The 20,072-nt window shown below is 47.8% G+C and carries 27 protein-coding genes; 20 read left to right on the forward strand and 7 right to left on the reverse strand.

All coding sequences use genetic code 11. From position 1 onward, the window contains the following. Positions 1–88: 88 nt before the first annotated feature. Together ATH33_RS06280 and ATH33_RS06285 are read left to right on the forward strand one after the other, a co-directional pair. Complete coding sequence (locus ATH33_RS06280) at positions 89–622, forward strand: phosphatase PAP2 family protein (RefSeq protein WP_037995045.1); 534 nt, start codon at positions 89–91, stop codon at positions 620–622. Between the two features lie 217 nt (positions 623–839). Then, entirely contained in the window at positions 840–2,174 is a 1,335-nt protein-coding gene (locus ATH33_RS06285) for a helix-turn-helix domain-containing protein (protein WP_165489737.1), read from the forward strand. 53 nt (positions 2,175–2,227) lie between these two features. Here ATH33_RS06285 and ATH33_RS06290 read toward each other — a convergent pair whose 3' ends face one another. Next, entirely contained in the window at positions 2,228–2,644 is a 417-nt protein-coding gene (locus ATH33_RS06290) for a DUF1885 family protein (RefSeq protein ID WP_037995041.1), read from the reverse strand. 205 nt (positions 2,645–2,849) lie between these two features. On the opposite strand from ATH33_RS06290, the gene ATH33_RS06295 reads away from it, so the two are divergent. After that, positions 2,850–3,152, forward strand: a complete 303-nt coding sequence (locus ATH33_RS06295) for a DUF3055 domain-containing protein (protein WP_037995039.1) — start codon at positions 2,850–2,852, stop codon at positions 3,150–3,152. 165 nt (positions 3,153–3,317) lie between these two features. After that, positions 3,318–3,461: a GapA-binding peptide SR1P gene (locus tag ATH33_RS06300; protein WP_121874250.1), complete on the forward strand. Its 144-nt coding sequence runs from the start codon at positions 3,318–3,320 to the stop codon at positions 3,459–3,461. Between the two features lie 56 nt (positions 3,462–3,517). On the opposite strand, the gene ATH33_RS06305 is transcribed toward ATH33_RS06300, so the two are convergent. Next, entirely contained in the window at positions 3,518–4,975 is a 1,458-nt protein-coding gene (locus ATH33_RS06305) for an aminotransferase class I/II-fold pyridoxal phosphate-dependent enzyme (protein WP_037995036.1), read from the reverse strand. A gap of 127 nt (positions 4,976–5,102) precedes the next feature. Continuing rightward, complete coding sequence (locus tag ATH33_RS06310) at positions 5,103–5,723, reverse strand: YktB family protein (protein ID WP_037995034.1); 621 nt, start codon at positions 5,721–5,723, stop codon at positions 5,103–5,105. Between the two features lie 275 nt (positions 5,724–5,998). Between ATH33_RS06310 and ATH33_RS06315 the strand changes: the two genes are divergently transcribed. The 6 genes from ATH33_RS06315 to ATH33_RS06340 all read left to right on the forward strand — a co-directional run bounded on the left by ATH33_RS06315 (position 5,999) and on the right by ATH33_RS06340 (position 10,330). Further along, complete coding sequence (locus ATH33_RS06315; protein WP_231564588.1) at positions 5,999–6,178, forward strand: hypothetical protein; 180 nt, start codon at positions 5,999–6,001, stop codon at positions 6,176–6,178. A gap of 330 nt (positions 6,179–6,508) precedes the next feature. Continuing rightward, positions 6,509–7,999: a leucyl aminopeptidase gene (locus tag ATH33_RS06320; protein ID WP_037995031.1), complete on the forward strand. Its 1,491-nt coding sequence runs from the start codon at positions 6,509–6,511 to the stop codon at positions 7,997–7,999. Between the two features lie 88 nt (positions 8,000–8,087). Then, positions 8,088–8,825, forward strand: a complete 738-nt coding sequence (locus ATH33_RS06325; protein ID WP_049720403.1) for a glycerophosphodiester phosphodiesterase — start codon at positions 8,088–8,090, stop codon at positions 8,823–8,825. Positions 8,826–8,890: 65 nt separating this feature from the next. After that, a complete protein-coding gene (locus ATH33_RS06330) occupies positions 8,891–9,721 on the forward strand; it encodes a deoxyribonuclease IV (protein ID WP_037995029.1) in 831 nt (276 codons plus the stop codon). 15 nt (positions 9,722–9,736) lie between these two features. Further along, entirely contained in the window at positions 9,737–10,027 is a 291-nt protein-coding gene (locus ATH33_RS06335; RefSeq protein ID WP_170151240.1) for a YlaH-like family protein, read from the forward strand. A gap of 18 nt (positions 10,028–10,045) precedes the next feature. After that, on the forward strand, positions 10,046–10,330 hold the full coding sequence (locus tag ATH33_RS06340; protein WP_037995025.1) for a hypothetical protein: 285 nt from the start codon (positions 10,046–10,048) through the stop codon (positions 10,328–10,330). Here the strand turns inward: ATH33_RS06340 and ATH33_RS06345 are convergent. Together ATH33_RS06345 and ATH33_RS06350 are read right to left on the reverse strand one after the other, a co-directional pair. After that, on the reverse strand, positions 10,312–10,476 hold the full coding sequence (locus ATH33_RS06345) for a DUF2197 domain-containing protein (RefSeq protein WP_082240649.1): 165 nt from the start codon (positions 10,474–10,476) through the stop codon (positions 10,312–10,314). The genes ATH33_RS06340 and ATH33_RS06345 overlap by 19 nt on opposite strands. Positions 10,477–10,620: 144 nt before the next feature. After that, positions 10,621–11,178 carry a YhcN/YlaJ family sporulation lipoprotein gene (locus ATH33_RS06350; protein ID WP_082813532.1) on the reverse strand — a complete coding sequence of 186 codons (558 nt, stop codon included), beginning with the start codon at positions 11,176–11,178 and terminating at the stop codon, positions 10,621–10,623. Between the two features lie 132 nt (positions 11,179–11,310). Here ATH33_RS06350 and ATH33_RS06355 point away from each other — a divergent pair, with 132 nt between their 5' ends. The 8 genes from ATH33_RS06355 to fabV all read left to right on the forward strand — a co-directional run bounded on the left by ATH33_RS06355 (position 11,311) and on the right by fabV (position 17,461). Next, positions 11,311–11,943, forward strand: a complete 633-nt coding sequence (locus ATH33_RS06355) for an MBL fold metallo-hydrolase (protein WP_082240647.1) — start codon at positions 11,311–11,313, stop codon at positions 11,941–11,943. A gap of 78 nt (positions 11,944–12,021) precedes the next feature. Continuing rightward, positions 12,022–12,594: a TlpA family protein disulfide reductase gene (locus tag ATH33_RS06360; protein WP_049720304.1), complete on the forward strand. Its 573-nt coding sequence runs from the start codon at positions 12,022–12,024 to the stop codon at positions 12,592–12,594. 16 nt (positions 12,595–12,610) lie between these two features. Next, the gene (locus ATH33_RS06365) at positions 12,611–13,315 is read left to right on the forward strand and encodes a cytochrome c biogenesis CcdA family protein (RefSeq protein WP_369792448.1); all 705 of its coding nucleotides are present in this window, start codon (positions 12,611–12,613) and stop codon (positions 13,313–13,315) included. Positions 13,316–13,351: 36 nt separating this feature from the next. Next, positions 13,352–13,885: a thiol-disulfide oxidoreductase ResA gene (resA, locus tag ATH33_RS06370; RefSeq protein WP_121874209.1), complete on the forward strand. Its 534-nt coding sequence runs from the start codon at positions 13,352–13,354 to the stop codon at positions 13,883–13,885. A 5-nt stretch (positions 13,886–13,890) separates the two neighbouring features. After that, positions 13,891–14,208, forward strand: coding sequence for a rhodanese-like domain-containing protein (locus ATH33_RS06375; RefSeq protein WP_049720302.1), 318 nt, complete (start codon positions 13,891–13,893; stop codon positions 14,206–14,208). After that, positions 14,181–15,128 (forward strand): cysteine synthase A, encoded by a 948-nt coding sequence (cysK, locus tag ATH33_RS06380; RefSeq protein WP_037995014.1) that lies wholly within the window; start codon positions 14,181–14,183, stop codon positions 15,126–15,128. The genes ATH33_RS06375 and cysK overlap by 28 nt, the downstream gene beginning before the upstream one ends. 12 nt (positions 15,129–15,140) lie before the next feature. Beyond that, on the forward strand, positions 15,141–16,244 hold the full coding sequence (locus tag ATH33_RS06385) for a class I SAM-dependent methyltransferase (protein WP_037995011.1): 1,104 nt from the start codon (positions 15,141–15,143) through the stop codon (positions 16,242–16,244). A 17-nt stretch (positions 16,245–16,261) separates the two neighbouring features. Then, entirely contained in the window at positions 16,262–17,461 is a 1,200-nt protein-coding gene (gene fabV / locus ATH33_RS06390; protein WP_037995008.1) for an enoyl-ACP reductase FabV, read from the forward strand. A 111-nt stretch (positions 17,462–17,572) separates the two neighbouring features. Here fabV and ATH33_RS06395 read toward each other — a convergent pair whose 3' ends face one another. Further along, positions 17,573–17,797: a DUF2626 family protein gene (locus tag ATH33_RS06395; RefSeq protein WP_037995005.1), complete on the reverse strand. Its 225-nt coding sequence runs from the start codon at positions 17,795–17,797 to the stop codon at positions 17,573–17,575. 114 nt (positions 17,798–17,911) lie between these two features. Here ATH33_RS06395 and ATH33_RS06400 point away from each other — a divergent pair, with 114 nt between their 5' ends. Together ATH33_RS06400 and ATH33_RS06405 are read left to right on the forward strand one after the other, a co-directional pair. Beyond that, on the forward strand, positions 17,912–18,679 hold the full coding sequence (locus ATH33_RS06400) for an enoyl-CoA hydratase/isomerase family protein (protein WP_049720300.1): 768 nt from the start codon (positions 17,912–17,914) through the stop codon (positions 18,677–18,679). Between the two features lie 180 nt (positions 18,680–18,859). Further along, a complete protein-coding gene (locus ATH33_RS06405; protein WP_037995000.1) occupies positions 18,860–19,468 on the forward strand; it encodes an RsfA family transcriptional regulator in 609 nt (202 codons plus the stop codon). 58 nt (positions 19,469–19,526) lie between these two features. Here ATH33_RS06405 and ATH33_RS06410 read toward each other — a convergent pair whose 3' ends face one another. Continuing rightward, positions 19,527–20,000 carry an N-acetyltransferase gene (locus ATH33_RS06410; RefSeq protein ID WP_037994997.1) on the reverse strand — a complete coding sequence of 158 codons (474 nt, stop codon included), beginning with the start codon at positions 19,998–20,000 and terminating at the stop codon, positions 19,527–19,529. Between the last annotated feature and the right edge of the window lie 72 nt (positions 20,001–20,072).

A 20,072-nucleotide genomic window follows, 5' to 3' on the forward strand; every position in this document is an offset into this window, starting at 1 on the left:
TCTTCTCCCAAGATTAACACCTTATTTACTTTTTCTTTTTATCGTTTTTCTTCATCAGGGGTGCTGAGACAGACGGAGGTGAGGTCTGATGAAAAGTTTGACATCCTGGTTGTCCCGATCGGATCAATTTTTGATCCAACTGGTGAATTGCCATTTCAAGTGTCGTTTGTTGGATTGGCTCATGCCCCGGGTGACCCATTTGGGAGGGGCCACGGCGACCATCGTTTTTTTGTTGGGCTGGCTTCTTTTTATGCCCAAGCCGGTGAAAGGATGGGCGTTGGAGGCATTGATTGCGCTGGGGACAAGCCATTTGGCCGTCCGGTTTTTGAAAAAGTATAAGCCAAGAATCCGCCCTTATCTGAAATTAACGCATTTGCACACATTTCCAAATCCGCTGACGGATTATTCTTTTCCTTCCGGCCATACCACAGCCGCTTTTTCCATTGCCATGACGTTTGCCCTTCATTCGTCCGTCATGATGATGATTTTGATTCCATATGCCATGATCATTGGATTCTCCCGCATGTATCTGGCTTTGCATTATCCGACCGATGTGTTGATCGGAACCTTCTTGGGAAGCAGTTTTGCTTTCATCGTGGTCAATCTATTTGAGAGGATATAAAGGGAGAGAATTTCCTTTTTTTGATTCATTCTTTTTTCTTTTCAAAAAAATATGGTAGAATAAGCGTATCTAAATATTTAATTACCCCATAAAATGTTGGGGTTTTTTCTTTCTTCAGGGGATGTTTGGGTGCTTTACCCCGTCATGACATAAAAATTAGCTGAAAATTTTATATAGTGTTACATATGTGGTGAAATTTGATCAGGTGTCAGGGATGGTGAAGAACGTGGACTATATTCATCCAATTCAAATCGGGGAATTGCTCCGAAAAAGGAGAAAGGAATTGGGACTGAGGCTGGAAGATCTGGCCGACGATTTCATCTCTCCTTCCACGATCAGCAATATCGAACGGGGGATTACTTATGTCAATGAAGAAAAAGTGCGGTATATTGCGGAAAAGTTAAATGTGAATCTGGATCGGGCCCATGATTTGTTGGCCAAAGAAAAACAAGAAGAAGAGCAAATGGTTTTAAAGTTGACCGCCATCGAGAGCATGGTGGATTTGATGAATCCGGACAAGGGATTGGAACGGCTTCGCAAATTGGATGTGCCCGCCAATCATAAGCTGGCCGGCATGATTCATTATTTGCGGGGGAAAATTTATTTAAAGAAGAAAAACTGGGTGAAGGCCAAAAACTACTTTCTGGAAGCGATCCGGATCATGGAACAACGGGAAGACCGTTCCATGACCAACATCAAAGCAGCCAGTTACCATGAATTAAGCCGCATTGCTTATGAAAACAGAGAATGGAATCAAGCATTAAGCTATATCGAGGAAGGAATCAGCCACTTTAAGGAAGAGGGACAACGGAGCCATTACAAATATCTTTTGCAGGTTTCACGCATCATCTATCTGAATGAAGCCAACCGTCTGGAAGAAGCGTTGCGCCAAATCGAAAAATTCTGGAAGGAGATCAGCTGCATTGAGAGCGTTGATACTGTGTTGGAATTATACATGGTTCGCATCAAGGTGTTAATGAAGTTGAAGTTGCATGACGAGGCCATCCGGTATGCCATCCAAGGAATCGAACTGGCGCGGATCAACGGGAAAGCGGGAAAAGCGTGCAGGTTATGGCAATTGATGGGAAAGGTGTATTTGTTGATCAAAAAATGGGAAGAGGCCGAAGACTGTTTCCTGACGGTATTGAGCCTGCAGGAAAGACTGAAAAACGATCTGTTAAAAATCCGGGGGCAAACGCACCTGGGCCTCAGTTATTTGGGGCAAAACCGATGGAGCGAAGCGGAGGAAGTCTTGAAAGAAGCCGCTTTGGGTTGCGAACGATCCCGGCAGACGGAAGTGAGCCGGGAAACGTACATGGCTTTGGGCGATTGCTACCTGCAACAAGCCAGATATCAAGAAGCCATTTTGTATTATGAAAAAGCGCGGGAGTTGGCGGGAAAGGAAGGCGACCGGGAGGAGGAACACAAAATCATTTTAAAACTGGCACAGTGTTATGAACGGGTGGATCTCAACAAGTTTCAGGAGTATGTGACCGAGCTTTACAAAATCGAGATGGCCGTGGAACAAGAAAAAGAATTGTCCGTCCATTGATTGTTTTAACCGTTTTCCTCCACCTGAAGGGACAAACAGGTGGAGGAAAAAAATTATTTCCGGTTGTTGTAATACATGACCCGGCCGTTAAACAAGTGGAGTTCTCCCTTTAACTGTTTGGCAAAAAACTTGGAAAACTCATTTCCTTTGGCAAGGTCCCCGTGGGATGCATTGGCAGGAAGAACAATTTGGATATAATGGACGCCCGACGCTTCTTCCTTGCTTGTTCCAATGATTAAGCCGTTATATTTATCCGGGCTTTTGCCTTTGAGGTATAGATAAGAAATGCCGTCTTGCTCCTCGTGGCTCACCTCATAAGGAAAAGCCGCCGCTTCATAAGACCACCCCAATTGTTTTCCCGTCAGACCGGTCATTTCGCAGTAGGTGTCGAGCAATTGTTTGACCCCGTCCAAATCAATGGTTTCTTGTTTGGAACCGGGAACCAGTTTTATGTATGCGCTTTTACTCACGGCGATCGCTCCTTCATATCAATACTTCTTTCGTTATATTAACATGTGTATGAATATTTCATCAAATTGTTTGATGTTTTGTTGGCTTGATCAATAAATTTATGTTTGAGCATGATAATATACGGGTATATATTATTTATCTTCTGTATTTTAGGATTCGCGTTTGAAATGATATTCTTCTAAATTAAAGCGAGGAGGAGATAAGATGAGCCTTTATGAACGTTTGTATGACGAGGCAGAAAAGGCCAAAGTGCGATTTGTCGGTTTTATTTCGGATAACGGCCGTTATGATTATGGCATCGTCTACACCAATCTGTTCTTTGGAAAGCCGTTAGTGGTTTGTATGCAGACGGGACGCTCCTCGTTGCTTTCTTTAGAAGACGCCGAAAATTTAGATTATTTGAAAAGAATTTTCCATCTCCGATCCATGGATGAAGCGAGAGAAGTTTCGATCTTTTTGAAAAGCTGTCTCCCGGCATTGGGGAACCAGGCCGAACGGGAATATTGACAGAAAGAGCAAGTCTCCGGATTTGCTCTTTTTTAATGGAAAAATGAAGAATATGACATCCCATCCTCTCCTTTGACAAAATTAGTATATCATAATATACTATTAATACATCACAATTGAATCGTTTTCACTCTTTATGAGATGTTATTGGAGGGGGTTCCTGTGTTGGAAGTCATCGTATGCCAAACCTGCGACAAAGTGATTGCTTATGTCGAATCAGAAAAAGCAGGCACCTTGTACGGTTCCTGCCAAGGTTGCGAAGATCATCCGTCCAAATCGTCTGAAAAACAAGTGGAAGGCGTGGCTTAAAGATAAAGAAGGACAAAGGTGGGTATAAAAAAAGGCCGCATCAAGCGGCCTCTTTTTTATTCAATCACCCGGATCATTTTTACGTTCGGATCTTCCGTTCCTTTGACAGGCAATCCGGCGTGGATGTGCTCTTTGATATAGTCGATGTTTTCTTCCGTGATCCGTTCACCCGGCGCAAAAACAGGGATCCCGGGCGGATAAATCATGATGAATTCGGCACTGATTCTTCCGGCGGCTTCTTCCAGCGGAACCGACACCGTCGGGCTGTAAAACGCCTCGCGCGGCGACAAAACCAGTTCCGGAATTTCCGGGGTTTGAATGGGAACATGATTGGAACGTCCAGGCTGATAAAAATGATCGGATAAATCCTGAAGGGCATCTATTAACGGAAGAATCGTTTCTTCGCTGTCGCCCGGCGTGACCAGACACAAAATGTTGTATAAATCGCTCAATTCGACTTCAATGCGATGATGTTCCCGCAACCATTTTTCTGCATCATATCCGGTGATGCCCAAATGTTTTAAATGGATGAGCAGTTTGGTTTCATCGATGTCATATAATGCATCGCTTCCCAGCCATTCTCTCCCGATGCAATGCAGCCCGGGGATTTCATTGATCCGTTTTCGTGCCGTATCGGCCCAATATAATGTTTGTTCAATGATATCACTACCGTTTACGGCCAGATAACGGCGGGCGGTATCAAGGGATGCCAGCAAGGGATAGGAAGTGGAGGTGGTCGTCAACATGCTGATAATGGATTGCACCCGGTGGGGATTGACCAGTCCTTCCCGTAAGTTGAGCACCGAGCTTTGCGTGAGCGATCCGCCCAATTTGTGGACACTGGTTGCGGCCATGTCCGCACCGGCATCCATAGCTGACAAAGGTAACCGGTCATGAAAATGGGTGAGCACGCCGTGTGCTTCATCCACCAAGACGGGAATGCCGTGCCGGTGGACAACCTCGACAATTTCGCGCAGATTTCCGGCGATTCCGTAATAAGTGGGATTGATGACCAGCACCGCTTTGGCATCCGGATGTCGGTTCAACGCTTTTTGAACCTGACTGGCGGTGATGCCGTGGGCGATTCCCAACCGCTCATCCATTTCCGGGTGGACAAAAACCGGGTAAGCACCGGCCAGAATAATGGCTGTAATCACTGATTTGTGCACGTTTCTCGGCACAATAATTTTTTCCCCCGGATGGACGACGGACATCACCATGCTCATGATTGCTCCGCTGGTTCCCTGAACGGAAAAGAAGGTATGGTCGGCCCCGAAAGCTTCGGCAGCCAGCTCCTGAGCTTCCTTGATCGCCCCCTTGGGAAGATGCAAATCATCCAACGGCTCTATGTTAATGAGGTCGATCGACAGGATGTTCGACCCGACAAACTGGCGAAATTCCGGATCCATTCCCTGCCCTTTTTTATGGCCGGGGATGTGGAATTGCAATGGATTTTTTTGTGAGTGTTCAATCAGCTTGGAAAACAGTGGTGTTTGATATTGTCTTTGGTTCATTGCTGTTGCCTGCCTTTTCGAGTAAATCATGCACGACCGTTAGTATAACAAAAAGCATTCTTAAACAAAAGAAAAAAATCCATAAAAAAACCTGCAAAACCCTCAGGATTGCAGGCAAGAATCAAGGTCAGGAAGAAACTGCCAACCGGTACAAAGGATAAAGCGTTTGAAAGACCGATTCGCTACGTTGGATGATGTCTTTACCTTTTAGGGAAACCGCTTCATCCCGGGGGATGAGAATTCCGCACAAAAACTCGGCTTTTTTCACCTTTTCCAGCCGGTCCAGCCCTTTTTCCACATCCCAATCCTTTTTGGGAGTGGTTTCAGGAACGGTGTGATCTTCCGAAATGTGGAAGTGGTCAGGAATCGCCGGCCAGATCTCGTCCAATTGCATACGAAGGTTGCGGGCAAAACTTGGTTTGCGTCCGCATTCATAAATCAAAGCAAACCAGATGAAAAGATGCGTGTCGCGGATTCCCAGTTGAAAATGCGGATGGGCTTTATACCCGCGTTTGTTGGCGGCCCAGGCCATCCAAGTTTCATCCGGCGGATTCACGGTCCGGCGGGCATGTTTTGCAATATGCAGATAAAACGGTTCTCCGATCATTTGCTCAAGAAACGGAGTAATTTGTTCCCCGATGCTTTCAAACTTCGGCCGGATCCGTTTCTTTAACTCTCCCATGCGTTCTTCAAGGCCGTTTACTTGAAAGACAGCAAAATCTTCTTCCGTAAATGAAGGAATTGCCATCGATTTTCACCACCCTTTTCCGTTTTGATCACTATCTTACCACAAGGCAGTTCCATTCTGAAAATCATCCACTTTGTCAAGTGTCGTTCCGTTTGCAAGTTTTTAAGCATAGATTATAGAAAATCAGAACCGGAGATTTCGAAGGGACAAAACGTTTTTCCGGGCAGGTTTATTTCTTGAAAAACAGGCAATGCTGTAGCCAAGCAACAAGATGGCAGGCATCCTAAGATACCCGATTAAAAAATAAGGGGTGTAGCGGAACCATGGAGGATTTGATGAAGGCTTACCGTTGTCGGGATGCGGAAGAAAGGATCCTGGTGTTGAGAATGGAGTTGGATTATGAGCTGTTAAACCTGTACGATGCTCTCAAAGAAAACCATCCCCATAAAATCGACCAATGCAAAGCGCGACTGGAGGAAATCAGAAAAGAGATGATGATGCTGGAAGCGTTATGATCTACATCCGGACCCGCTCACGTGGGTCTCTTATTTATGGCGATAAATTATTTAAATATTATAAAAATTAAAAGGGATGAGAATTATTGATCGTGCGAAAACCGGCGAAAGAACAAACATGCCAAAGATGTATATAAGTATATATATTGTATATATTCATATTTCAATCCGCTTGATGCTTAGTTGTGTCTGTTATAAAACAATTTCGTCTATTTATCCAAGACAGGAAACGGGTCTGATTTTGTCGAAACTGTTACATGCAAGAATTTTTACAGAGATAATGCACTTTTAATTTAAGACATCCAGAAACCGATTTGGGGAGGCGTTTGAATGGAATGGAAATTGACGAGAGAACCGCTTGCTTCATTGTCTGCGGATGCGATTGTGGTTTTTCATTTTCAAAAGCGCGAATCTTTGCTGGGCGTTACCCGGGAAATCGATGAAGCACTCGGTTTTCGGATTTCCAATCTCATTTCGCTGGGGGAAATCACCGGAAAGTTCGGTGAGATTACGACTCTTCACAATTGGGGGAAAATTCCGTCCGGTCGTGTCTTTGTCGTCGGTTTGGGCAAAGAGGGCAAACTGGATTTGCCGGCGTTTAAAGATGCCGTGGCGGCCGTGGCCCGCACCGCCAAAAAGAAAGGCATTGACAGTTTGGGAATCGGTTGTCCTTCCATTGTCATTGAAAGGTACAATCCGGTTGATGTCGTACAATCGGTCGTTGAAGGCATGGAATTGGGTACTTATGAGCATCACACCTATAAACAAGAGCAATCGAAAAAGAAAATCAACGCTGTGTGGATTTCCGACGCAACGCTCCGGGAATCGGCGTTTGAAGCCGGAAAACAACGCGGCCAAATCTTTTCCAAGGCCACCAATTACGCCCGTTATCTGGTACATGAACCGGGCAACCGCATGACTCCGGACCAATTGGCCGAAGAAGCAAGACAAATCGCCGAAAAACGCAATTTGAAAGCTGATATCATCACCACCGGCCGGTTGGAGGAGCTGGGGATGTACGGGTTATTGAGTGTGGCACAAGCCGGAGCCCATGATCCGTACATGCTTGTGCTGACGTATCAAGGCGCGCCGGACAGCCAGGAAGTTCTGGGGCTGATTGGAAAAGGAATCACTTTCGACTCCGGCGGATTGCAAATTAAACCGGCACGCTTGATGGGGGAAATGAAAGACGACATGGCCGGGGGGGCAGCGGTCTTGGCGGCGATGGATGCCATCGGTGAATTGCAGCCGCACTTTAATGTATGCGCTGTCATTCCGGTGTGCGAAAACGGAGTGGGTGCGAAAGCATACCGTCCCGGCGATGTGATTTCCACTTTTAGCGGCAAAACGGTTGAAATCCAACATACCGATGCGGAAGGCAGAGTGGTGTTGGCTGATGCGATCGCTTATGCGAAACGGTTGGGAGTGACCCGGATTGTTGATGTTGCGACGTTAACCGGGGCGGTCCAAGTGGCGTTGGGCTATGAGGTGACCGGTTTGATGAGTAATGATGAGAAGTGGGCAGAGGAAGTGAAAGCAGCTGCACGCATCGCGGGGGAAAAGGTGTGGGAGCTTCCGCTGTACGAAGAATATGATGAATATCTGAAAAGCGATATTGCCGACTTGAAAAATGAAGGAGGTTTTCCGGCCGGAGCCATCCAGGGGGGCATGTTTTTAAAAGCTTTTGCCGGAGACACCCCGTTTGTCCATTTGGATATCGGCGGAACGGTTGAATCCCCCAAAGAAAAAGGGATATTCGTCAAAGGGGCAACCGGCGTGATGACGCGCACGTTGATCCAACTCGCCGTCCGGTTGGGATGAGGGCATCTTTTTTCCCGAATTGACAAGGAATGCCAAAGCGGCGTGTGGAAATCAACAGGAAAGAACGAAAGTATTGTGGGTGGAATCGGTGAGTTTGACCAAAGTGTTTGCCCACCGGGGCTTTTCGGGGGCGGCTCCGGAAAATACGTTGTCTGCCTTTGAAAAAGCCGTGGAAGCCAAGGCGGACGGCGTGGAGTTGGATGTGCATTTAAGCCGCGACGGGCATGTGATTGTGATGCATGATGAAAAAGTGGACAGGACCACCGACGGAACCGGATGGATCAAAGACATGACGCTGGCAGAGCTGAAACAACTGGATAATGGAAGTTGGTTTCATCCATCCTTTCAAAACGAACCCGTTCCCACATTGGGTGAAGTGCTGGAAAGGCTCGAAGGGGTTCCTGTTGAGATCAACATCGAGCTGAAAAACGGCATCATCCGGTATCCCGGATTGGAACAGAAAGTGATTGCAGAAGTGGAGCGGTTTCACGTGCAGGGCCGGGTCATTCTCTCTTCTTTCCGGCATGAGTCGCTGTTGGCTGTGAAACAAGCCCGTCCCGGCATGCAAACCGGTGCGCTTTACGCCTGCGGCATGGTCGATCCTTGGGTGTATGCAAAGTATCTGGGGGTGGATGCGGTTCATCCGCATCATCTGGCCGTCACCACCGGGATGATTGACGGTTGTCACCGGCATGGAATCCGGGTCCGTCCGTATACGGTGAATGAGGAAAAAGAGATGAAACGGTTGATGGATGCCGGGGCGGACGCAGTGATCACCAACTATCCGGACCGGATGAGAAAGTTGCTATCGCCAAAGGAAAAGTGATAAAATATGAACGTGAACGGCGCCTTTACCTCAGGCGCTTTTTGTCTTTACAGGAGGAGAAGTCCATGAAAATCGGTTGTCATATCAGCGTTGCCAAAGGTTTTTACAAAGCTGCGCAAAAAGCCCGCGAATTGGGAGCGGATTCGTTTCAGGTGTTTACGAAAAATCCGCGTGGCTTACGCCCCAAAAAATTAAATCACACGGATGCCGGGCGGGGAAGGCGATTTTGTGAAGAGCACGGCATTTCGTTGGTTTGCCATACACCTTATATCACCAATTTGTCCACCCCCAAACCGGATCTTCATGAAGTGACCATTCGTTCCATCAAGGAAGATTTAATGATTGCCGAAGCTTACGGCGCTGTCGGAGCGGTGGTTCATTGCGGAAAACATGTGGGGGAAGGGGAAGAGTACGGTCGTGAAAGAATGGTGGAGACACTGAATAAAATTTTGGCGGATTATGAAGGAAACACCAAGCTGCTGCTGGAAAACACCGCCGGGCAAGGCAGCGAATTGGGACTTACGATTCAGGAGCTTGTCGACATTCGGGAAGCCACCGATGCGCCGGAGAAAATCGGATTCTGTTTTGACACATGTCACGGGTTTGCCGCCGGGATCTGGACGGAAGAAACCTTTTCAGATCTTGTGAACGAAATGGAAAAGACGAAGTATCTTGAAAATTTGGTGGCGATTCACTTTAATGACAGCAAAGCCCCGGCCGGAAGCCGGAAGGACCGGCATGAAAAAATCGGCAAAGGGGAAATCGGGGAAAAAGCCTTGTCCCTGTTTCTGAAAGAACCCCGTTTTGAAGGATTGCCCGTGGTTCTGGAAACGCCGGTGGAGGATGAACAAGAATACAGTGAAGAGATGAAATATCTCCATCAATTGAAAGGATAAAAGGGGTGTAAGATGTTGGCATGGCTCAATAACTGGTTGAATTCTTTACCGATTTCAGGCATTTATCTCGTGATTTTGGTGTTAACGGCCGTGATTTACAAAACGGCATTTGCGGTCCGGCTGCCCGTGTTAAAAACGGTGTTGGTTTACATTACTTTGGCTGTCGGCTGTTGGCTGCTCGCCCTTTTTCATCTGATGGGACTGCCCATCGTTCCCGCGCTGCTGGTCACGGTGGTGTTGATTGCAGTGACGCGGTTGCGGCTTTATCTGGTGCGAAAGAAAGAACAAGACGAAAAAATGGCATGAAATCAGGGAGAGATGACCATGCAACTCAAGGATGCTCTGTTTAACTGGCTGCAAATTCAAGTGGTTCAGGATGCAAGGCCCAGCGATCGTTCTGCACGGGACACCGTGCAGTTTTTTGAGGAAATGTTGCGGGAAGATCACCGCGTGGAAAATTTGGAAAAGAGAAAAGAAAAAGACCGGTATGTGGTTTGTTATCAGGTGGATGGAGAAGAAAAAGAGGAGATTTTCCCAAAAGACACGGCGGAACAATTGCTCCGCGACATCATGGCGGAACCAAAGTACAATCAAGTCTTTGAAGATTGATTTTTTTTCCGTTCCGTCACTTGTTTGGTGATTCGTTCGTGACATTGCGGACAAATTTGAATCCGGTGCGGATGCTTTTTGATTTTTTTCTCTGTGAGCGGGTCCGGACGGAAAACTTGGTCACACAAAATGCAAATCACTTTCATGAGGCATCTTCCTTTAACGGATCAAATAGGCTATTTTCTAGTATACTATATTTTATGAAAGCGGAAGGCAAACAAGTTTGATCAATTGATTAACAAAAGAAAAAGAAGAAAAGCAAACATGGGAAAATCCCGATGTTTGCTTTTTTATTTCAGCCGCTGTTGATCTTCCTTCGAGGGGGGGTGTTCGTTTTTCTCGGTTTCCCTGGAAGGTTGCGGAACGATACGGGCTGCGATTTCGGCCAGTTCTTCCATCACTCCTTGAACCGGACGGCCGTTTTGAAGATCTTCATTCAGTTCCCGGATCCGCTGTGTGATGTCGGGGTCCGCGGTGACCAGTGCATTGGCTCCTTGCGGATCTTCTTTCAGGGCTTGGGCCACCGTATATTTGATGGTGCCGGTTCTTCCCCGGTCCAGGGTCGGATCCAGGTCCACCCCGACAATGGTGTATTTGCCAAGCACGATGGCGGAGGCCCCTTTGACGTTCGGGACGTTTTGAGCAATGGTCACCAGGCGGTTTGCAACGGCCTGGGACGACTGGTCTTTCTTTTCGTTCGGAGCGGTCTGCCTGACTTTCACAGTTTGCGGTGGCTGATTGGGTGAAGGCGATGCATTGTCCGCCGGAGGTTCATTTTTTTGCGAACAAGCCGAAAGAATCAAGACAAGGCCGGCAAGACCGCTGATGGTTTTCAGAAGTGTGTTCATCCGGTCCCACTTCCTTTCCGTATATTTGTGTTTATTTTGTCCGAAAACGGAACTTCCATGTACCGTTTTGCTGAAAAGCGCATTTTCAGTGTAGAATGAGCATAAATCCGATGAATGAGATGGGGTGAGAAGATGAAGGTGGAATCTTTTGTATTGGGGCCGGTGATGGTCAACACTTGGTTGCTTTATCTTCCGGATGAAAAACGCGGTGTGGTGATTGACCCGGGCATGGAACCGGCACCATTGGTTGAACGGATTCAGGAATTGGAACTCAAGATTGAAGCGGTGCTGTTGACGCACGCTCATTTTGACCATATCGGCGGGCTGGAAGAGGTTCGTTCATTGACCGGGGCTCCGGTCTATGTCCATGAGGCGGAAGCGGATTGGCTGACCAATCCGGATCTGAACGGCTCCTCGTTTTTCGGGTTGCCGAAAGTGCAAGCGAAACCGGCGGACCATTTGCTGAAAGGCAAAGAGGTGCTGACTTTGCTCGGAAAATCATGGGAAGTGATACATACGCCGGGCCATTCGCCGGGCAGTGTGACTTATGTGGTGGATTCCCTTTTATTGAGCGGTGATGTCTTGTTTCAAGACTCCATCGGGCGAACGGATTTGCCGGGAGGGGATCACGAGACCCTGATGCGCACCATTCACGACATCATCATGGAGTTTCCCGAAGAAACCCGTGTTTTGTGCGGACACGGACCGGAAACCACGATCGGGAGGGAACAGATGCATAATCCGTTTGTGACCGGAATGCTGTAAATAAGGTTTAAAGAATCCGGCCGTTGACATATACTTTGGACAACGAAGCAATGAGTCCATCATCAAAGGGTGTTTGCAATGAACAAGCGACAAACCGTTATTGCCGCGGTTTTGGCTGCAGCGGTGGCAGGAGCCGTCTTCATGGCCGTTGACAAACCAAAAGGAAATTCGACTTCCGTGATGAACCGGGTGGTGTGCCAAGGGGAACCCAAACCGGCACAAGGATTTTGTGCGCCCAATTTTAAGTTGCCCGTCTTATCCGGTGAAGAAGTGGAGTTATATCAAAACCAGGGGAAACCGACCGTCGTGAATTTCTGGGCTACCTGGTGCCCGCCATGCAAGGAGGAGATGCCTTATTTCCAAAAATTGCATGAAACATACGGCGAAAAGATCAATGTGATCATGGTGAATGAAACCGCGATGGAGCGCGATGAAAGCGATGTCAAACCTTATCTTGACAACCACCGGTACACGTTTCCGGTCGCCCTTGACCGGGACCGGAACGGGACGGTGGTCGGTGTGGACCAATATCAATTGTTCAGCATTCCCGCCACGTTTATCATCAATGAAAACGGAAAAATCACCCATCACTTTATGGGGGCCGTTTCGGAAAAACAGCTTTTTTCTGCGGTGCAAGAACTGATGCAATGAAAAAGGGAGGGAAGAAATCATGGTTGAGCAAGTCAGCTGGTGGTTGGCTTTTGGAGCGGGGGTGCTTTCCTTTGTCTCTCCGTGCTCTTTGCCGCTGTATCCGTCCTATCTTTCCTACATCACGGGAATTTCAGTCAACCAGCTGAAGGAAAAACGCCGGATGCGGGAAGTCATGTTGCATACCGTTTTTTTTCTTATCGGTTTTTCCATGATTTTTTATGCCATTGGATTCAGCGCAAGCTGGTTTGGCGCTTATTTTAAAGAATACCAGGATCTGATTCGGATGCTGGGGGCCGTTCTCATTGTGGCGATGGGTTTGTTTATGCTGGGGATTTTTCGGCCCGCTTTTTTAATGCGTGAGTATAAATGGCAGGTGTCCAAAAAAAATGTCAGCTATTTGGGTTCGCTGGCCGTGGGGATCGGTTTTTCCGCCGGATGGACCCCCTGCATCGGCCCGATCTTTGCCGCCATCATCACGCTTACGGCTTTGAATCCGGAAATGAGATTTGTTTATGTGACGGCTTATATTTTAGGATTTTCGATTCCATTTTTGCTGATGGCATTTTTCATGGGAAAAACCCGTTGGATTTTGCGGTATTCGGAAAAATTGATGAAGGCCGGCGGGGCATTGATGGTTTTGCTGGGGGTTTTGTTATATACTGATCAGATGACGGTTTTCACCGCCTGGCTGGCAAAAGTCACAGGTTTTCAAGGATTTTGATTTGAGGTACATTGGATTAGAAAGTCGGGTGAGGCCATGGACAAAAAAACGAGGTACTGGGTGCGGCGCATCTTGTTTCTTGTGATGGTGGTTTTAATTGGTTATGCTTTATATCAGGCCGTGACCCAGGATTCAAAAAGCAGATTGCAGGAAGGAGAACCGGCACCCAACTTTACCCTGACGACATTGGACGGGAAAACGGTGCAGCTGAGCGATTACCGGGGAAAAGCCGTTTTACTCAATTTCTGGGGGACATGGTGTGAACCTTGCCGCACAGAAATGCCGGCGCTGCAAAATGCTTATGACCAGTACAAAGACCAGGGGTTTGAGGTGTTGGCCGTCAATATTGCGGAAACCGATGTGGCTGTTTCTTCTTTTGTGGAGCAATATCAATTGAATTTTCCGGTTTTGTTGGACCGAAATCGTGAAGTCACTGAGCTTTACGGCATTGTTCCGATTCCGAGCTCTTTTTTCATTGATAAAGAGGGAAAAATCTGCAAGATAGTGGAAGGTCCCTTGAACCTTGACCAACTTCGCATTCATATTTTACCCATTTTACCAAAGGAGTGACCGGTGTGAGCAAATATCAGGATATTGAAGCCAAAGAATTAAGCAAGGCTTTTGACCCGGAGCAATATGTGGTGGTGGATGTGCGCACGGATGAAGAATATCAAGAAGGGCATATTCCCGGAGCGGCCCACATTCCATATGATGAAATGGAAAACCGTTTTCATGAATTGGAACATGCCAAAGACAAACCGATCTTGCTGGTTTGCCGGAGCGGCCGGCGGAGTGTGATCGCGGCAGAGGTTTTGTCCCAAAAAGGTTTTGAACAATTGTTTAATTTAAAAGGTGGAATGTTGGAATGGAACGGACCCGTCAGCAAAGAGTAAGCGTTGCGGAAAATATTTTGGAATTGGTGGGCCGGACCCCGATGGTCAAATTAAACCGTCTGGTTCAGCCGGACTGGGCGGATGTGTATGTGAAGCTGGAAAAATTTAATCCCGGTGGAAGCGTCAAAGACCGCACGGCGCTGAACTTGATCCTGGATGCGGAAAAACGGGGAGTCTTAAAACCGGGGGCAACCATTATTGAGCCCACCAGCGGCAACACCGGAATCGGATTGGCACTGGTCGGTGCCGCGCGCAACTATGAAACCATTTTGGTTATGCCGGACAATATGAGCCAGGAACGGATTAAACTCTTAAAAGGCTACGGGGCCAAAGTGGTGTTGACACCGGGCAGGGAAAGGATGCCCGGGGCAATTAAGAAAGCGGAAGAACTGGCCAAAGAAATTCCGAATTCCTTCATGCCTTATCAGTTCCAAAATGAGGCCAATCCGGAAGTTCACCGCAACACGACCGGACCGGAAATCTTGGAGCAGATGGAAGGAAAGATCGATGCATTTGTGGCAACGGCCGGTACGGGAGGAACCATTACGGGAACCGGAGAATATTTAAAATCTCATTTGCCGGATTTATTTATTGCGGTGGTCGAACCCGAAAACTCCCCCGTCCTGGCGGGCGGCAAACCCGGACCGCACCAAATTCCGGGGACAAGCCCCGGGTTTATCCCGCCGGTGTTGAATCAGTCCATTTATGATGAAATTTTTCATGTCAGTGATGAAGACGCCATTGAAACCACACGCAAGTTGGCCAGCCAAGAAGCCCTGCTGGTCGGCCCTTCATCAGGAGCATCGGTGTGGACGGCTCTGCAAGTGGCGAAGCGGTTGGGAAAAGGCAAGAAAGTGGTTTGCATGGCTCCGGATACCGGCGAACGGTACCTGAGCGCCAATGTGTTTGATTTCTCATAAGGGGAGCTTGTCATGAGTAATTCTCTCTTGGACGGGTTGATTCAAGAAATTGAATCGACCCGCCTCCGTGCCATCGGGTTTCCCCGGTTTATGGAACAGGCGTTGTATCATCCGGTATGGGGTTATTACGCAAAAGAACAGACCAAATTGGGGAAAAAGGGTGATTTTTTCACCAACGCGCACGTGGGTGACCTGTTTGGCAAGGTGCTCAGCCGTTTTTTTGCAGACTGGCTGAAAAGAAACCAAATCCGGTCCCGTTGGACGATTGTTGAATGGGGAGCCGGTGACGGCCGCATTGCCGAACAGTTTGCGCAAGGTTTGATGGAGCAGGGTTTTTCCCCGGAAGAGATCTCATTTTACTTAATCGAAACCAGCCCGTATCATCGCCGTTTGCTGGAAGAACGTTTCGCCTCGTCCCCGGTCGGTTTTCGGACCGTCAACCGCTTGAGCGACATTCCTGCACGGCCTTTCTCATTTATTTACAGCAACGAGCTGGTTGACGCTTTTCCGGTTCATCGGATAAAAAAAGATCAGGGCAGATGGACTGAGGCGTTTGTGACCACCATGAACCGGAAGCCTTATTTGAAGGAAAAGTGGATTCCTTTGTCTGAAGACAGTCCCGTCCGTCAACAAATGGAAAGTTGGCTTATGAAATTAAAAGAAGGCCAAGAGATGGAAATCTGTCTGGCGGCGCGTGACTGGCTGCAGGAAATTGCCGGCTGGATGGAGCAAGGAGTGCTGGTTACCATTGACTATGGCGGGACCGGCGAACAATTACTGCAAAAGGGAAAAACCATCCGCGCCTATCAAGCGCATCGGGTTTGCCATGATTTCTATTCGGATCCGGGTGAAAAGGATCTTACATATGACGTGAATTTTTCCCATTTGATCGAATGGGGCCGGGAGGCCGGGTTTACGGGGGAGCAGTTATGGTCCCAGTCCCGGTTTTTGATTGAGGCGGGCGTGTTTGACTGGCTGCCTGAATCCCCCGGGAGGGATCCGTTTGGCGAGGATGCAAAGCGGCTTCGGGCCATCAAGCAGCTCATTCATCCCGAAACCATGGGCGAAGCATTCCAAGTGCTCATCCAGACTAAATCCACTGGTGAAAAAAAATGAATGAAAGAGGATGAAAGATGATCATTAAACCGAAATTTCGCGGCTTTATCTGCACAACGGCCCATCCGGACGGTTGTGCGAAGCAAGTGCAAAATCAAATCGATTATGTCAAAAGCAGGCCCAAAATTGACGGGCCGAAAAAAGTGCTGGTTATCGGTTCTTCAACCGGTTACGGACTGGCTTCGAGGATAGTGGCGGCTTTTGGTTGCGGAGCCGACACCATCGGGGTGTTTTTTGAAAAACCCAGTGTGAAAAACCGGACGGCCACGGCAGGCTGGTACAACACGGCGGCTTTTGAGAAAGAAGCCCGTAAAGCCGGATTGGTGGCAGAGAGCATAAACGGGGATGCATTCAGCAAAGAGATCAAAGAACAAACGATCCAAAAGATCAAAAACCGTTTGGGGGGCAAAGTGGATATGGTGGTTTACAGCCTGGCGGCCCCCCGGCGAGTCCATCCGGAAACGGGAGAGACCTTCCATTCCGTTTTGAAACCGATCGGAAAACCCTTTAGCAACAAAGCGGTGGATTTCCACAGCGGAAACGTGTCCGAAATGACGATTGAACCGGCCACCGACGAAGAGGTTCATGACACCATTCAAGTCATGGGCGGGGAAGATTGGCAGATGTGGATGGACGCTTTGAAAGAAGCGGATGTGTTGGCAGAAGGCGTCACCACCATTGCCTATTCCTATATCGGTCCGGAATTGACTTTCCCCATTTACCGGGAAGGGACCGTCGGAAAAGCCAAAGACCATTTGGAAAAAACCGCTCATGAACTGGACGCAAAACTGAAAGACTTGGGCGGACGGGCATTTGTGTCTGTCAATAAAGCCCTGGTGACGCAATCCAGTGCCGCGATTCCGATTGTTCCGCTTTACATTTCCATCTTGTACAAAGTGATGAAAGAAAAAGGGTTGCACGAAGACTGCATCATGCAAATGTACCGTCTCTTTTCGGAAAGACTTTACCAAGGCGGAGAAGTGCCCGTGGATGAAAAAGGGCGCATCCGGATTGATGATTTGGAAATGATGCCGGAAGTGCAGCAGGCGGTGATGGAGCAGTGGGAGTTGATCGACAGCGCCACTTTGGAAGAAATTTCGGATATTGAAGGATATCGCCGCGATTTCTTCCAGCTGTTTGGTTTTGAAACAGAGGGCGTCGACTATGATCAAGAAGTGGATCCGGCCGTGAACATTCCAAGTATCGATGAAGCATGAAAAAGAGCCGTCAAAAAAGACGGCTCTTTTCTTTTGCTTTCACCACAAAGAAAAGAGCCGCCGGGATGAGGTTTTTTAAAGTGAAAACGCTTTGCAATCTTTTCGTAAATATTACATCATGAAAGTGGCATACCCAACCATACCGATAAAGGAAATAAACATATAACCACCAAACAGATACATATATGTTTTTTCCGTGAAACGCATGTAACCCAATACCGTGAAGAGGATGGTTTGCGCGATGAAAAGGAAGGCCGGGATGTACATTTGGCCAGCCAGGAACATGAGGGCGATCGCAAAAGCCCAGAAACCGAGAACACGAAACATGCGGTCCATGGTCCCACTCCTTTCTATGTACCCTGATACGTTGAGATCTCAGAAGACGATGACAGATTTATTATACCCTCAGTGTCATGCGGCTATCAAGCAATGAAGAAAGGATGTTCCATGATGGAGACAATTCAAGTGAAAAAAACGGGGAAAACCGGATGGATCCGTTTTCACCGGCCGGAAGTCCGAAATGCAGTGAATCAGAAGATGATGGAAGAGTTGGAGTCCGTATGGAATGAATGGGAAAAGGATGAACAATTGCAGGCGGTTGTGTTTTACGGCGATGAGAAAGCTTTTTTATCCGGAGGCGATGTGGGGGAATTTCACCAAATGACCAAAACGGAAGAAATCCGGCCCGTCATGTTGCGGATGGGAAAATGCCTGGAACGGATTTACCAGTCGCATTTGCTTTCGATTGCGGCGGTGGAGGGGCCTGCCGTGGGAGGCGGGTGTGAGTTTGCCACCAGCTGCGACCTTTGTGTGTCTTCGGATTCGGCACGGTTCGGGATGATCCAGGTGAATTTGCATATTACTTCCGGGTGGGGAGGCGCCAGCCGGTTGATGAAAAAAATCGGACCGGGACGGGCCTTGCCGGTTTTGTTGTCCGGAAAAGTGATGGAGGCAAGAGAGGCTTTTGAGACGGGACTGGTTGATCGGGTATGGGAGCGTGACCGGTTTTGGGATGAAGTCAAGCGGTTTGTTGATTCCCTGGTGAAAGGTTCTCCGGAAGTCACTGCCCGATATAAATTGCTTGCCAAAGCAGTCCGGGAGGGCAAAGACACTGCGGAGCTTTTGCATCAAGAGGCGGAAAATTGTGCCGCTTTGTGGGAAAGCGAGAGTCACCATCGGGCGGTTTCCGATTTTTTAAAGCGTACCCGCACGAAATGAACAAAGGAAAACCGTAACTTCGATTTCTTTTATTTCGCCCTGCTGGGGTATACTTCTACATTCGGATGGTAATAAAAATTAGTAGATCCATATACTATGATTTATATCAATTGCATATAGTAAGGATAAGGAAGTTGACCTTGTGTGAGAGGGGCTTAAGAGGGATAGGAGGTACGGTTTATGGCAGTGAAACGCCAGGATGCTTGGACTCCTGACGATGACATGATTTTGGCGGAAGTGACTTTAAGGCATATCCGGGAAGGAGGAACACAATTATCCGCGTTTGAGGAAGTGGCCGAGAAGTTGGGGAGAACCCCGGCTGCTTGCGGATTCCGATGGAACAGCACGGTACGCAAAAAGTACGAATCCGCCATTCAAATCGCCAAGCAACAGCGGCAAAAAAAGTTACAGGAACGGGGCAAAACCGGTTACCGTTTCCGGCCGGATTCTTTGTCTTCCGAAAACATGGTTCAGTCCATCGATAAGATCATCCGCTTTTTGCGTCAATATAAAACGGAAGTGAGTGAACTGCAAAGGCAACAACAACAATTGGAAAAGGAATTGAAGGAACGGGAAAACCAGATCCGGAAGCTGGAAAAAGAAAACCAAGAGATGAAAGAACAACTGAATGATGTAAAGAGCGATTACCGTCTTGTCAATGATGATTACCGCACCCTGGTGCAAATCATGGAGAGAGCCCGCAAGCTGGCGATTCAAGGGGATGGGGAATTGCAAGACAAGAGCCGGTTCAAACCGGGGGAAGAATCCCTGGAGCAGATCGACAAGTAAAAAAAAGACCCGCATATTGAAACATGTGGGTCTTTCCGTTTATGGGTGTGAAAATCCCTCAATCTTTTAAAGCGACCCCTTCCGGCAACCAGACATAGGGACTTTCGCCGCGGTCGCGTTCCGGGTGGTATTTGACGGGGATGAAGCCCATTTTTTTCCAAAATTCATCCGTCCGGCAGCGGGCATTGGTTTTGACCGGCAATCCCAAACTTTTGGCGTAGGAGACCAGCGCTTTTCCCATGCCTTGTCGGCGAAACGGGGGTAACACTTCCAACTTCCAAATTTCATAATAATCCTGAGCGGGTGAAAAATAGCGGTCATATTTGGCATCCACCCGGTATAAGCTGATTCTGGCCGCCAGTTTTCCATCTTGGTATATGCCGTAAAAAGGGGAATGGCTGTTGTTTTCCACCATATTCTCTTGCAGATCTTCCAACATGGATAATTCCGGAAGTCCGAACTCATGGAATTGTTGGAATTCCTCGAATGTTTTATAATTAATTTTCAATCTTTCGACTTTTAAAGCATTCATGGTTCCTGCCCCCTGAATTTTTAAGATTTTTATTCTTGTTCCCCCTATTTTACCACAAAACTTTGATTTATT

Source organism: Thermoactinomyces vulgaris (assembly GCF_003688725.1).
Lineage (GTDB): Bacteria > Bacillota > Bacilli > Thermoactinomycetales > Thermoactinomycetaceae > Thermoactinomyces > Thermoactinomyces vulgaris.

Coding starts and splice junctions, on each gene's coding strand:
- ATH33_RS06320 (WP_037995031.1), top strand. CDS start 6,509: ATGGAATGGAAATTGACGAGAGAACCGCTTGCTTCATTGTCTGCGGAT.
- ATH33_RS06340 (WP_037995025.1), top strand. CDS start 10,046: ATGCAACTCAAGGATGCTCTGTTTAACTGGCTGCAAATTCAAGTGGTT.
- ATH33_RS06345 (WP_082240649.1), bottom strand. CDS start 10,476: ATGAAAGTGATTTGCATTTTGTGTGACCAAGTTTTCCGTCCGGACCCG.
- ATH33_RS06400 (WP_049720300.1), top strand. CDS start 17,912: ATGGAGACAATTCAAGTGAAAAAAACGGGGAAAACCGGATGGATCCGT.
- ATH33_RS06410 (WP_037994997.1), bottom strand. CDS start 20,000: ATGAATGCTTTAAAAGTCGAAAGATTGAAAATTAATTATAAAACATTC.
- ATH33_RS06355 (WP_082240647.1), top strand. CDS start 11,311: ATGAAGGTGGAATCTTTTGTATTGGGGCCGGTGATGGTCAACACTTGG.
- ATH33_RS06305 (WP_037995036.1), bottom strand. CDS start 4,975: ATGAACCAAAGACAATATCAAACACCACTGTTTTCCAAGCTGATTGAA.
- resA (WP_121874209.1), top strand. CDS start 13,352: ATGGACAAAAAAACGAGGTACTGGGTGCGGCGCATCTTGTTTCTTGTG.
- ATH33_RS06295 (WP_037995039.1), top strand. CDS start 2,850: ATGAGCCTTTATGAACGTTTGTATGACGAGGCAGAAAAGGCCAAAGTG.
- ATH33_RS06315 (WP_231564588.1), top strand. CDS start 5,999: ATGAAGGCTTACCGTTGTCGGGATGCGGAAGAAAGGATCCTGGTGTTG.
- cysK (WP_037995014.1), top strand. CDS start 14,181: ATGGAACGGACCCGTCAGCAAAGAGTAAGCGTTGCGGAAAATATTTTG.
- ATH33_RS06330 (WP_037995029.1), top strand. CDS start 8,891: ATGAAAATCGGTTGTCATATCAGCGTTGCCAAAGGTTTTTACAAAGCT.
- ATH33_RS06350 (WP_082813532.1), bottom strand. CDS start 11,178: ATGAACACACTTCTGAAAACCATCAGCGGTCTTGCCGGCCTTGTCTTG.
- ATH33_RS06405 (WP_037995000.1), top strand. CDS start 18,860: ATGGCAGTGAAACGCCAGGATGCTTGGACTCCTGACGATGACATGATT.
- ATH33_RS06395 (WP_037995005.1), bottom strand. CDS start 17,797: ATGGACCGCATGTTTCGTGTTCTCGGTTTCTGGGCTTTTGCGATCGCC.
- ATH33_RS06360 (WP_049720304.1), top strand. CDS start 12,022: ATGAACAAGCGACAAACCGTTATTGCCGCGGTTTTGGCTGCAGCGGTG.
- ATH33_RS06385 (WP_037995011.1), top strand. CDS start 15,141: ATGAGTAATTCTCTCTTGGACGGGTTGATTCAAGAAATTGAATCGACC.
- ATH33_RS06310 (WP_037995034.1), bottom strand. CDS start 5,723: ATGGCAATTCCTTCATTTACGGAAGAAGATTTTGCTGTCTTTCAAGTA.
- ATH33_RS06280 (WP_037995045.1), top strand. CDS start 89: ATGAAAAGTTTGACATCCTGGTTGTCCCGATCGGATCAATTTTTGATC.
- fabV (WP_037995008.1), top strand. CDS start 16,262: ATGATCATTAAACCGAAATTTCGCGGCTTTATCTGCACAACGGCCCAT.